We start from the raw sequence: 12,479 nt of genomic DNA on the forward strand, positions 1-12,479 counted from the left end.
GCCATCGGCCCCACCTATTTTTCAAACACCAGCCACGACCAGCTCACGCCCGCGTGGCGGTTCTGCGCCTGGGCCGATAGCGCCTGCGTGCTCAACATGAACAGCAGGTGCATCCATGGAGTCGTCTTGTTTTGTCGATACGGGCGGTGTGGCGCTCCATTATTGCCCCGCGCCGCGCCGCCGATCAATTTTACAAACGATGCCATTCAGTGCAGCATCTTCCAGAATAAGATATGATGACCATCATGCAGAAATTACCCAACAACTCAGCTGCCAAGCCCTCGGCGCAAAGCCGCAAGGAAGCCACCCACGAACGCATTGTCGAGGTGGCCACGCGCGCCATCCGCCGTAGCGGCTATGCGGGCACGGGCGTGGCCGACATCATGAAGGAAGCGGGCCTGACGCACGGCGGCTTCTATGCCCACTTCGCTTCGCGCGACGCGCTGCTGGCCGAAGCGGGCGACCGCGCGGGCGCCGAAGCGGTGGCGCTGGCGGCCCGGGTGGCCGCTGCCGCCCCGCCCGGCCAGGCGCTGCAGGCGATGCTGGCCGCGTATCTTTCCCCCGAACACATCGCCGCCATCGAGGTGGGCTGCCCCGTGTCGGCACTGGGCTCGGAAATGCCGCGCCAGGCGCCCGAGGTGCGGCGCGCCGCCACCATCCATATCAAGGAAATGATCGACCTGTTCGCGCGCCAGTTGCCGAACTGGGGCCAGCCCGAAGCGCACGCGCAGGCCATGGCGACGGTGTGCGCCCTGATCGGCACCACCATCCTCGCCCGTGCCGTGGACGAGCCAGCCCTGTCGGAAGCGCTGTGCGCGGCCACCCTGGCGCAGTTTCAAGACACAAACTAGCCGTAACGCCCGTGGCGCTGATCCGTCCCGGGCTTTTTTTTCAACAAAAATATGATGATCGTCATATTCCATGTCCCAAGCTGTCAATCACTGAAGGAACTGCCATGAAAAACCACAAGATTGCCCTGGTCACCGGCGCCTCGTCCGGCATCGGCGCGGCCACGGCCCGGCGCCTGGCGCAAGCGGGCTACACGGTGTACGGCACCAGCCGCCGTGGCGGCCATGCGGCCGGAGCCGGCCATGCGATGCTGGCGCTCGACGTCACCAGCGATGCGTCTGTCGCTGCCGCCGTGGCCGAGGTGATGCAGCGCGAAGGCCGCATCGACCTGCTGGTCAATAACGCCGGTTTCGGTGTGGCTCCGGCAGGCGCCGAGGAAAGCAGCATTGAGCAGGCGCAAGCCATCTTCGACACGAATTTCTTCGGTGTCGTGCGCATGACCCTGGCCGTGCTGCCGCACATGCGGGCCCAGGGCGGCGGGCGCATCCTCAATATCGGTTCCGTCGTGGGCTTTTTGCCCATGCCTTACGGCGCGCTGTATTCCGCCACCAAGCACGCCATCGAGGGCTACACGGAATCGCTCGACCATGAAGTACGGGACTGGGGCATCCGCGCCAGCGTCATCGAACCGGCCTATACGAAAACCACGTTCGAAGCCAATCTGCTGGCGCCCGATGCGCCGCTGTCCGCCTACCGGCAAGTCAGCATAGCCGTCACGCGCCGGCTGCAGGAACTGATGGCCGGCGCCGATGAGCCTGGCGTCGTGGCCGACACGGTATTGGCGGCCGCGCAGGCACGCCAGCCCAAGCTGCGCTACACGGCCGGGCCGCTGGCGGCGCGCTTGCGCCTGATGCGCCGTTTCATGCCCGCCGCGCTGATGGACGCCGGCTTGCGCAAGGATCTGCGCCTGGCTTGATCGCCCCCTTTTCAGCCTTCAGAGAGAACACCATGCAAGCATTGCAACTCAAACAATACGGCGGCCTTGATCACGTGGCGTTTGCCGAACTGCCCCGCCCCATTCCCGGCCCCGGCGAATTGCTGGTGCAGGTGCACGCCGTGGGCTTGAACCCCATCGACAACCTGATTCCCAAGGGCGACTTCAAGCCGATATTGAAACTGCGCTTGCCGGCCACCCTGGGCAGCGACCTGGCCGGCGTGGTCGTGGCCGTGGGCAGCGCCGTCACGCGCTTCAAGGTGGGCGACGCCGTGTATGCCAGTATTTTCGACACGCCATACGGCAGCCTGGCCGAATTTGCCGTGGTGCCCGAACAGGCGGCCGCCCTCAAGCCTGTCAACCTCGATTTCGTGCAGGCGGCCTCGATTCCCATGGTGGGCTTGACGGCGTGGCAAGCCATGCATGAGCGCATGCAGCTCCAGCCGGGCCAGAAAGTATTCATTCCGGCCGGTTCCGGCGGCATCGGCACGTTTGCGATCCAGCTGGCCACGCACCTGGGCGCCCGCGTGGGCACGACCACCAGCACGGCGAACGTGGAGCTGGTGCGCGGCCTGGGCGCCGATGACGTGGTCGATTACAAGAAACAGCCGTTCGAGGACGTGCTGCGCGATTACGACGCCGTGCTGGGCACGGTGCGCGGCGACGGGCTGGAAAAGGCCTTGCGCATCGTCAAGCCTGGCAGCCATGTCGTCTCGCTGATCGGCCCGCCGGACGCCGCTTTCGCCCGTGCGCGTGGCATGAACGTGGTGCTGAAACTGGTGTTTGGTTTGCTCAGCCGCAAGATCATCGGCCTGGCGAAGCGGCGCGGCGCCAGCTATGCCTTCCACTTCGTGCGTCCCGACGGCGGCCAGCTGGCGCAGATCGCCGCCCTGCTCGAAGGGGGCACCATCCGTCCCGTCATCGACCAGGTGTTTCCTTTCCGTGAGGCGAAACAGGCACTGGCCTACCTGGCGCAGGGACGCGCGCGCGGCAAGGTGGTGGTGCAATTTCCCGCGGCTTGAGTCACATCTGCCGGAAATGCTGCAGATAGCTGCGGCTGACGGGCAAGGTTTCCTCGCTGCCACGCAAATGCAGCTGCGCCGTTTCATTCACGCCCCGCGTTACCTGGCTGACATACGCCAGGTTGACGATGACGGCGCGGTGTATTTGCACGAAGCGTGCCGGGTCCAGCTGTTCGCCCAGTTCCTTGATGCTGGTGCGTATCAGGGCTTCGCCCTCTTCCCACGCCACCAGCGTGTATTTCTCTTCGGCCCGCAGATAACGCACTTGCTCGACGGGAATCAGGCGCACGCTGCTGCCCACGGATGCCTTGATCCATTGCAACCGGGCCGGCGGCGCGACGCGTCCGCCCAGGCGGCTGGCCAGCTGGTCCAGCATGGCATCGAACGCGCCGCCATCGGCCGGTGGGCCGGGCAACTGGCGTTGCAAACGCTGCACGGTGTCGGCCAGGCGGGCCGGATCGACGGGTTTCACCAAGTAATCGATGGCGCCCTGCTCGAACGCCTGCAATGCGTACTGGTCATACGCCGTGACGAACACGATTTGCGTGCGGCGGGCCAGCGCGCGCGCCGTGGCAATGCCGTCCAATCCCGGCATGCGGATGTCGAGAAAGACAATGTCGGGTTGATGCAGCTCAAACAATTCAAGCGCTTCGGCGCCGTTGCGCGCATCGCCGATCACGGATAAGGCCGGCCACAGGGTGGCCAAATGGCTGCGCAGGCGTTCGCGCAGCAGCGGTTCGTCGTCGGCAATCAGCGCGGAAATGGTGTTCAAGGCTGTCCTCCAGAAAAATGCAGCTCGGCACGCACGCCATGCGGGTCGAGCGCGTGCAGTTCCAGCCGGGCGCTGGCGCCATACACGGCTTGCAGGCGGCTGCGCACATTGTTCAGGCCGGTGCCAGGCTGCGCCGTCTCGGCCATGCCCACGCCTGTGTCGCTGACCCAGACGCAGCTCTTGCCGCCGGCCGCATCCAGCGCCGCGCCCACCGTGATGCGCCCGCCTTCCATGCCGGGATCGATGCCGTGGCGCACGGCGTTTTCCACCAGGGTCAGCAGCGCCATGGGCGGAAAGCGCAGGCTGGCTGCCTGCGCGACGTGGGCTACCTCGAATTGCAGGCGGTCCGGCATGCGCACCCGCATCAGTTCCAGGTAGGCGCGCACCAGCTGCAATTCCTGCTCCAAGGTGGCGGCCTCATCGTTCAGGCGCGGCATGGCGGCGCGCAGATAGGCGATCAGGTGGCGCAGCACGGGCCCCGCATTGGGCGAGCCGGACGCCACCAGCGCTTCCACATTGGCCAGGGTATTGAACAGGAAATGCGGTTCGATCTGCGCCTGCAAGAGGCGCAGGCGCGCGTCCAGCAATTCACGCTCCAGGATGTTTTTCTCCAGTTCGGCCTGCAGGCGGTCGGCCCGTTCGCGCTCGCGCCGTTCGCTGCGCATGGCCAGCAGGGAAAACAGCACGCCGAAGACGACAGCCAGCACGACCATCAGGAAATGCCCGACGAGGGTTTGCGTTTGCGCGAGATAGGCAAGAAACTGGCCCCGCTGCGTGGCCAGCGCCGTGACCAGGGCGGCCACGGGCGCCATCAGCACCACGGCGCCCAGGCGCGCCGCCGCCAGCGACAGCCAGCGCGGCCGCAAGGCTCCCGCCGCCGAGTACGCCAGCAGCAGCGCCGCGCCAATGAAGCCGATGCGGCCAAACACGCCAAGATATGGCGTGCCGCTGAGCAGATGCAGCAGCCACGACAGCAGCAAGGTGAAGACCGTCACGACGAGCGCCTGCCGCGCGGTCGGCAAGAACGCTTGGGCGCGGCGGATGGTGACAGGGGCAGGCATCATGGCGTCACCATACGCGGGAAGCGGCCGCCGTTCAAGCCCTGAAAACCGCCGTTCGTCGCACCGTCCCCGCCTGTTCCCGGCCGCCCGGGAAGCGGAGGCCTATCTTGATGCTTCGTTCATGCCGCCAGGAGATACCGATGCCATCCGCCAGTTCCACCACCAGCCCCCTGCCCTCGCCGCGCCTGGCGTCATCGCGCCGATGGGCGGCCACGGCCCTGTCCGCCTCTGCCCGCTTCTGGTTCCTCGCCACCGTCACCGGCCAGCTCTTCTTTGCCGCCTACATCATCGCCCTGTATGGCGGCGCCGCGACGCGCGGCGATTTGCCGGGCTGGAATGCCGTCATGACGCATGGCCACGTGCCCGGCGATGGCGTGGGCAATGTGGCCACCGGCGTGCACCTGCTGCTGGCAGCCATCCTCATGCTGGGCGGCGCGCTGCAACTGGTGCCGCACGTGCGCCGCCACGCGCCCCGCTTGCACCGCTGGAACGGCAGAGTCTACCTGGCCGGTGCCGTGCTGGCTGCCTTGTCCGGACTGTATATGCTGTGGTGGCGCGGCGCCGTGGGCGATACGACGCAGCACCTGGGCATCAGCCTCAATGCCGTGCTGGTGCTGGTCTTCGCGGGCCTCGCCTTGAAGAACGCGTTGCAGCGCGATATCGCGGCGCACCGGCGCTGGGCGCTGCGGCTGTTCCTGGCCGTGAGCGGCGTGTGGTTCTTCCGCGTGGGACTGATGTGCTGGCTGGCAGTCAATGGCGGCCCGGCGGGTTTCGACCCCGCAAGCTTCACGGGGCCATTCCTCAGCTTCCTTGCCTTTGCCCAGTATCTGCTGCCGCTGGCCGTGCTGGAAGCCTATCTGCGCTGCCGCGACGGCGGCAACGCGATGCTGCGCCTGGGCATGGCGGCCGTGCTGGCACTGCTGACGGTGGCGATGAGCGCGGGCATCGCCGTGGCCGCGATGGGCATGTGGCTGCCGCGCATGCACGGCTGAGCGCCGCCCGGCATGCGGCAGGGCAAACGCCTGTTACCAGTAGCCAAGCACCTTCCACCAGGTGGTGCCGACGATGGCAAAGATCAGCAGTTCCACCACGCACATGATGAAGCCGACCCGCCACCAGTTGCCCATCGTCACGAAGCCGCTGCCGAAGATGATGGGCGAGGTGCCCGTCGCATAGTGCGTCAGGGTCATCATGATGGCCGAGCCGGCCGTCATCATCAGCATGAAGGGCACGTGGTATTCGGCCGGGATCAGGTGCAGGCCCACCGTCAGGAAGGCCAGCAGCATGGCGCTGATGTGGGCCGTCGTGCTGGCGAAGAAGTAATGCGAAAAGACAAACACCAGCACCAGGACGGCGGCAATCGGCAGCCAGTCCATGCCGCTGGCGACGATGGCGGCCTTCATGCCGGCCGAAAACCAGGCGATCACGCCCGTCTTGTTCAGCTGCTCGGCCATCATGACGAGCGCGCCGAACCACACGAGGGTGTCCCAGGCGCTCTTTTCCGACAGCACGTCGTCCCAGTCGATGGTGCCGGTAATGATGAGTACAAACAGGCCGACAAAGGCGACCACCGTCGCATCGAGCGAAAACGCGGGACCGAACAGTATGGCGGGCACGTTTGCCCACAGCAGCAGCAACAGGGCGAAGGTCCCCAGCATGACTTTTTCCGACGGCGACAGCGGGCCCATGCTTTTCAGTTCCGCCTTGGCGTAGGTGACGGCGTCGGGCGTGGCTTTCAGTTCCGGCGGCGACAGCCAATAAATAATCAGCGGCATGACCAGCAGGCAGACCAGGCCCGGCAGCAGCATGCACAGGGCCCAGGTGGTCCACGTCAGGTGAAAACTCTGGCCGCTGGCCTTGGCCACAAAGTCGACCACCAGCGGGTTCGGCGCCGTAGCCGTGAGGAACATCGCCGAGGTGATCGGATTGGCGTGGTAGTTGACGAGGGCCAGATAGGTGCCGACTTTCTTTTCCGTGCCCTTGGCCGGGTCCGAGTCGAAGGCGTTGGCGATCGATTTCATGACGGGGTGGACGATGCCGCCGCCACGTGCCGTGTTACTCGGTGTAAATGGCGCCAGCACCAGTTCGCAGATCGCCAGGCCATAGCCGATGCCCATGGTGCGCTTGCCCAGCAGGGAAATGAACAGCAGGCCGATGCGGCTGCCCAACCCCGTCTTTTTCAGGCCGCGCGAAATCAGGATCGCCACGACGATCAGCCAGATCAATGGATTCGAGAAACTGCTGAGCGCATCCGTGATGGCGCCCTTGGACGAGGTCGACGTCACTTGCGACAATGAAACGATGACGATGGCCATCATCGCCATCACGCCGATCGGCATGACCTTCAGAATGATCGCCAGGATGGTGGTGAGGAAAATCGCCACCAGGCCCCAGGCTTTGGGCGTCAAGCCGTCCGGCGCCGGCAGCAATAGCATGCTCAACAGCAAGGCTGTGCAGATCAGGGCGGGGACGAGGCGGAATGGGACGGCTTCCTTGAAATGCAGGAACAGGTCGCGCACTGTTTTATACATCTTTATTACCTTTCGCTGTGGGTCAGGCATCCTCGCGGTCGGAATCGTGCACGCAGATTCATGGGCCGGTAGGCACAAGAAGCGCGCCCGCAAGATGACAGATGCCCAACAATTCTGTTCGGCAATATCATACACGCAAGGCTGACGCGGCCCCGCCACGCCACGCCGCCCGCTTCAACTAACTTTCAAATCGTTGATCTGGGAGCGGCATGCGCAACAAAAACGCCTCTCGCCAAGCGTCAATGTGCTGGCGCGCCGCAAGCCGTTTTCGCATCGGCAGTACCGGCACGCGAAACTTTCCCCGCGCCTGTCAGAACCTGAAGTTCGACACGGCGGCCTTGCTCAAAACATGCGCGTTGCTTGAGCGAGTCCTTCATCTCGCCGCAGCCGCTGATGCCGTCGCGATCCAGGCGTATGTCAATCAATGCATCCGCCTCGCTGATCGATTTGTCGCGTAGCAGTTGATGGAACACGGTGCATGCTCTTTTGTGCGCCAAAACGAAATTACCCTCTTTTTCGCGAGGCATCGGGTCGGCAAAGCCCACGATAACTACTTTTTTCTCTTCGCCTTTTTTTGCCTGCGGCATGAATTTATCGACGTACGATTTTGAAATAGCCCACTGCCCTTCTTCGAACGTCTCTTTTCCAGAGCTGAAATAGATCCCGTTTTTCAGCTCCTGGCAAACTGCCTCTTTTCCCCCTCTTGAAACCTTGACGCCGGCGCTATCCAACTCAATACGCGTATCTGTTGTATCGGCGGCAGCAGTCCCTTTCAGTTCGATATAGCTGCGCAGGCCAACCCCATGCCACAGAACCCGGACATTACTGATCGAAAAGCTGTCGCCATCCATTTTGCAACTATGCAGCAACACCCCCTTGGCATCGGCTGCAGCTTGCATCGTGGCGAAATTCGTTTTATTGACGATCAATACGGCATCGGAGCGCAACCCGAGGCCACTCATCACATAATTAAAACTATGCTGGCCTGCCAGCAATGGAATATAGGCAAACAGGATTCCCACTGAAATACTGGCAAAAGCGCTCCGGGAGCTGGCGCTGAGGTTGGCCGTGGCGGGGCCGGGCGGAACGGGTGGAACGGGCGGAATGGGGGGCGGAAGCGGCATGAATGTGGAAAACATCGCCACGCCAAGACTTAAAAACATTCCTGAAAATAGCAACACCAAGGGTATTGCCAGGAAGTTAAAAACTCCACTGCCCGCATCAGGCTTGTTTAGGGCGGCAATATATCCCAGCATGGACGTGGAAGCAATCAATGGCATAACGTAGGCAACGGCAAACCAGCCATCTTCCGTCAATTTGCGAGCCAGGTACCAGTACACGCCAATGAGAACCACTGCTACGATACTTGACACGACAAATTGGCATCGACTGGCGGAGCCGGCGCCGTTGTTCAAAGCCTCAAAGAAAACCATAACCAGCAGCAGGGAAAGCAGCCAAAGACCAAGCAGGTATGCGGTACTCTTTAACTTCCCGGATGGGAGTATTTTTTGTGTAGCCCACGGAACAAAAGGCAAGAACCCCATGATGACCGATAAGGCACCGATACAGGAAAAAGCCAGCATGACAAAAATAAAGAATAATGTATCGCCAACACTTAACCCGGATGGAAAAAAACCAATCACGAAGAAACAATAGATAAAGACGGCAACCAGGCCAAAAGTAGAGCTCAGACCGGCACATAAACCACTGATGGTTTTCAGGCGTTCAATCCTGAGCTTTTTAATTTCGGCTATTTGCTTCTCTTCATCCAGTGTCATAATATTAGGCGGTGTATTGACGTTTAGATATTATAATGCAACCATCTTTCCTGAAGTCAATAAATTTGCAAGATTGGCATGGGCGGCGGAGTTCCGCCTGGGCGCCAGAAAACTGAGCCAGGTCAAGACTCTGCCTGTCACCCGCCTGTTTCAAGGGGTATTTCAGCCCAATCTTGCCAACCGCACTATAATGTTGGCACCGCTTGCGGCAGCAATGGCGGCGATAGACGGTAACAATTTCGTGTGGAGGCCGGTACAATAGCGTCTGGGCCTACACAGGGTTTCACTTTTGCCAGCAGTTGCCAGCAACTAACCATTTTTTTGACCAGCCAACAAATACTATGAGTTCGATGAATGAAGAGCGCGTTTTAAGCGTGCACCACTGGACGGATACCCTGTTCTCCTTTACCACCACGCGCGACCCGTCGCTGCGTTTCTCGAATGGCCATTTCACCATGATCGGCCTGCGCGTCGATGGCAAGCCCTTGCTGCGTGCCTATAGTATCGCCAGCGCCAATTATGAAGACCACCTGGAATTTTTCAGCATCAAGGTGCCGGGCGGTCCATTGACGTCGCGCTTGCAGCACTTGCAAGTGGGCGACACGGTCATCGTCGGCCGCAAGCCGACGGGCACCCTGGTGTCCGACTACCTGCTGCCAGGCAAGCGCCTGTACATGCTGTCGACGGGCACGGGCCTGGCGCCTTTCCTCAGCATCGTGCGCGATCCGGACATCTACGAGCGCTTCGACCAGCTGATCCTCGTGCACGGCGTGCGCCAGGTCGATGAATTGGCTTACCACGACTTGCTGGAAGAGCATCTGCCGCAGCATGAGTTCCTGGGCGAAATGGTCAGCGACAAGCTGCGCTACTACCCTACCGTGACGCGCGAAGACTTCCGCAACATGGGCCGCATCACCGAACTGATCGAAAACGGCAAGCTGGCCGAAGATCTGGGCGTGCCGGCACTGAACCCTGCCGAAGACCGCGTGATGATCTGCGGCAGCTCGGACATGCTGCGCGACCTGAAAGAAATGCTGGAAGCGCGTGGCTTCAAGGAAGGCAATACCTCGACGCCAGGCGACTTCGTTGTCGAGCGCGCGTTCGCCGAGAAGTAATCCGCAAAAGTCATCCGCAATACCCCAGGGGCCCGGCCCCGCCGCTTCCTGCGGCGGCGCCGGGCCTTTTCATTGGCGGCGGCTACCGCAATCCATTCATGAAGCGCTGCAAGGACGTAAAGGCTTCCTGTCATGGCCGGAAACGAACAGCAGCGAGGCCGCACGGTCGGTCTTGACCTTGCTTGATCTGTCGCAAACGTGGCCTGTAAAACCGCATTGGGATTCGGCCGCATGCCAAAATAAACACGGCCCCTGATGGCGGCGCATCAGTCACGCTCGCTCCTGACAGAAATTGTCAGTGCTTTTCATTATGCTTTCGGCACCAGCAGGCTAGCCAGCCTGTACTATCGATATCTCCACCTGCGACAGGACTTTTCATGACACGTGCCATCACCATTCTGACCGAGAACTTTGCCGATTGGGAAACCGCCCTGATCAATTCCACGGCGCGCCTGTACTACGGCTTTTACACGCAGTTCGCCACGCCAGGCGGCTTGCCCGTCACCTCGTCCGGCGGCATGCTGGTCACGCCGCAACTGGCGCTGGAAGATATTGTGCTCGATGAACTCGATTTGCTGATGGTATGTGGCGGCAGCCACTGGCAAAGCGGCAAGGCGCCCGACCTCTCCCCCTTGCTGCGCGCGGCCCGCGACAGGAATATCGTGCTGGCCGGCATTTGCGACGGCACGCGCGTGCTGGCGCAGGCGGGCGTGCTCGACACTGTGCGTCACACCTCCAATTCCGCCGACAACCTGAAGGATACCGGCTATGCGGGCGCCGCCCTGTACCAGGATGTGCCGTGGGCCGTGGCCGACCAGCGCGTCATCACGGCGCCCGGCACGGCGCCCGTCAGCTTTACGGCCGAGGTCTTGCGCGCCCTGGGCATAGCTGATGACAACCTGGCGGCTTACTTGGCCATGCACGGCAAGGCAGACCAGGCAGTGCGCTAGTTGGCATCCAGCACGCGCAGGCGCGCCACGGCGTGCGTGTTGCCCGGATCCAGTTCCAGCGAACGGCGGTAATGCGTGATGGCCAGCGCCTTGGCGCCGTCCGCCTCGTATGCTTCGGCCAGGCTGTCGTGGCCATTTGCCCCTTGCGGGTACAGTTGCACGCCGAGCTGGAAGACGGCCACCGCCTGTTTCGGCTGCTGCCGCCGCAGCAGACGGTAGCCCCAGGCATTCAAGTCATCGTCGGTGGGCGCAGAGAGCCCATGCTGGCGCCGGATGGCCGCCAGTTTCTTGTCCAGTCCATCGAAACCAGCGCTGGCCGCTTTGTTGCGCAGCAGGTGCGCGGCATACGCGCCGCCGCGCTGCTGGCGCAGGGCGGGAAGATAAAAGCCGGCGACGGTATCGATCAGCTGTTCCGGCTGGGCGCCGGCCAGGTTGCTCAGGATAACGACGGCCAGGCCATCGTTCGGATACACATAAAAGGCTGAGCGGGCGCCGCCGATGCCGGCCACGGCACGGTGTCCATCGCGGCCGATGGTGGGCCAGCCCAGCGCCCACGGCGCCGGCTTGCCATCATTCAAGCTGGTCGGCTGCCACAGCCGTTCCACGCTGGCGGACGCCAGCAGGCGCCCCGACTGCAGCGCGATGAGCCAGTTCGCCAGTTCGCCCGCATTGCTGTTGATGCCGGCGCCGGCGCGCATGAACACGGGAAAGTCTTCGATCACGTTGCGGTAGCCCTTGCCACCCCTGTCCAGCACGTAGGAACTGGCCTTGTTGACGACCACGTCCTTCGCGTCGCCAAAGCCGCTGTGCGGCATGCCCGCCACGTCAAACTGCCCGCGCTGGACGAAGGCGGTAAAAGGCTGGCCGCCTTGCCGCTCGATCAATTGCGCCAGCAACACGTAATTGGTCTGGTTGTAGCGGTAGCGCTCGCCAGGCTTGGCTTCCACGGGCAGCGCCTGCACGGCTGTCCACGCCGCATCGGCGTCGTCCGGCTGCGGCCCCACCAGTTTGCCGCTGCGCTGGTCCAGCACATCGGGCAAACCCGAGGTATGGTTGAGCAATTGCGTCACCGTCACGGCTTGCCATGCTGAAGGCAAGCCCGTCAGATACTGGCCGATAGGCGCGGCCAGGTCGATCTTGCCCTGCTGCACCAGTTGCATGACGGCCACGCCGGCAAACGCTTTAGTTGCCGAATTGATGGAAAACAGGCTGGCGTCCGTCACCGGCACCTGGTATTGCAGGCTGGACAGTCCAAAATTGCGCGCCAGTACGACCTTGCCACGCTGTATCACGGCCAGTTGCAGCCCCGGAATCTGGCGCTCCTGCATTTCGCTGCGCACGAAGGCGGCAATCTCCTGTTCCGCATTGGACACCTTCGGCTGGCTGGCGGCAGTGGCAGCTACGGCGCCAACGGGGACGGCGGCAAGCGCCACGAGGAGCAGGACAGACGGGAGACGTGGGTTCAAG

At 62.6% G+C, this 12,479-nt stretch carries 12 protein-coding genes; 6 read left to right on the forward strand and 6 right to left on the reverse strand.

What is annotated here, in order from left to right; translation table 11 throughout:
- Nucleotides 1-14: 14 nt before the first annotated feature.
- Nucleotides 15-206, reverse strand: a complete 192-nt coding sequence (locus JAB1_RS29530; RefSeq protein WP_139144505.1) for a hypothetical protein — start codon at nt 204-206, stop codon at nt 15-17.
- A gap of 27 nt (nt 207-233) precedes the next feature.
- Between JAB1_RS29530 and JAB1_RS09465 the strand changes: the two genes are divergently transcribed.
- From JAB1_RS09465 to JAB1_RS09475, 3 genes are all read left to right on the forward strand, one after another.
- On the forward strand, nt 234-851 hold the full coding sequence (locus JAB1_RS09465; RefSeq protein WP_070279599.1) for a TetR/AcrR family transcriptional regulator: 618 nt from the start codon (nt 234-236) through the stop codon (nt 849-851).
- A gap of 104 nt (nt 852-955) precedes the next feature.
- Nucleotides 956-1,765, forward strand: coding sequence for an oxidoreductase (locus tag JAB1_RS09470; RefSeq protein ID WP_070279600.1), 810 nt, complete (start codon nt 956-958; stop codon nt 1,763-1,765).
- A 32-nt stretch (nt 1,766-1,797) separates the two neighbouring features.
- Nucleotides 1,798-2,805 (forward strand): NADP-dependent oxidoreductase, encoded by a 1,008-nt coding sequence (locus JAB1_RS09475; protein ID WP_070279601.1) that lies wholly within the window; start codon nt 1,798-1,800, stop codon nt 2,803-2,805.
- A 1-nt stretch (nt 2,806) separates the two neighbouring features.
- On the opposite strand, the gene JAB1_RS09480 is transcribed toward JAB1_RS09475, so the two are convergent.
- Complete coding sequence (locus JAB1_RS09480; RefSeq protein ID WP_070279602.1) at nt 2,807-3,577, reverse strand: LytTR family DNA-binding domain-containing protein; 771 nt, start codon at nt 3,575-3,577, stop codon at nt 2,807-2,809.
- Entirely contained in the window at nt 3,574-4,641 is a 1,068-nt protein-coding gene (locus tag JAB1_RS09485) for a histidine kinase (RefSeq protein ID WP_083299647.1), read from the reverse strand. The genes JAB1_RS09480 and JAB1_RS09485 overlap by 4 nt, the downstream gene beginning before the upstream one ends.
- Before the next feature lie 137 nt (nt 4,642-4,778).
- On the opposite strand from JAB1_RS09485, the gene JAB1_RS09490 reads away from it, so the two are divergent.
- Nucleotides 4,779-5,630, forward strand: a complete 852-nt coding sequence (locus JAB1_RS09490; protein ID WP_070279603.1) for a DUF2306 domain-containing protein — start codon at nt 4,779-4,781, stop codon at nt 5,628-5,630.
- 33 nt (nt 5,631-5,663) lie between these two features.
- On the opposite strand, the gene JAB1_RS09495 is transcribed toward JAB1_RS09490, so the two are convergent.
- Both JAB1_RS09495 and JAB1_RS09500 read right to left on the reverse strand, forming a co-directional pair.
- Nucleotides 5,664-7,169 (reverse strand): anion permease, encoded by a 1,506-nt coding sequence (locus JAB1_RS09495; protein WP_070279604.1) that lies wholly within the window; start codon nt 7,167-7,169, stop codon nt 5,664-5,666.
- A gap of 239 nt (nt 7,170-7,408) precedes the next feature.
- The gene (locus JAB1_RS09500; RefSeq protein WP_070279605.1) at nt 7,409-8,947 is read right to left on the reverse strand and encodes a hypothetical protein; all 1,539 of its coding nucleotides are present in this window, start codon (nt 8,945-8,947) and stop codon (nt 7,409-7,411) included.
- A 341-nt stretch (nt 8,948-9,288) separates the two neighbouring features.
- On the opposite strand from JAB1_RS09500, the gene JAB1_RS09510 reads away from it, so the two are divergent.
- Together JAB1_RS09510 and JAB1_RS09515 are read left to right on the forward strand one after the other, a co-directional pair.
- On the forward strand, nt 9,289-10,062 hold the full coding sequence (locus tag JAB1_RS09510) for a ferredoxin--NADP reductase (protein ID WP_034786903.1): 774 nt from the start codon (nt 9,289-9,291) through the stop codon (nt 10,060-10,062).
- A gap of 377 nt (nt 10,063-10,439) precedes the next feature.
- Nucleotides 10,440-11,012, forward strand: coding sequence for a type 1 glutamine amidotransferase family protein (locus JAB1_RS09515; RefSeq protein ID WP_070279607.1), 573 nt, complete (start codon nt 10,440-10,442; stop codon nt 11,010-11,012).
- Here JAB1_RS09515 and JAB1_RS09520 read toward each other — a convergent pair.
- Nucleotides 11,009-12,478 carry a serine hydrolase domain-containing protein gene (locus tag JAB1_RS09520; RefSeq protein ID WP_083299648.1) on the reverse strand — a complete coding sequence of 490 codons (1,470 nt, stop codon included), beginning with the start codon at nt 12,476-12,478 and terminating at the stop codon, nt 11,009-11,011. The two genes, JAB1_RS09515 and JAB1_RS09520, sit on opposite strands and share 4 nt — an antisense overlap.
- Nucleotide 12,479: the final 1 nt, after the last annotated feature.

The organism is Janthinobacterium sp. MP5059B (assembly GCF_001758645.1).
GTDB lineage: Bacteria > Pseudomonadota > Gammaproteobacteria > Burkholderiales > Burkholderiaceae_D > Janthinobacterium > Janthinobacterium lividum.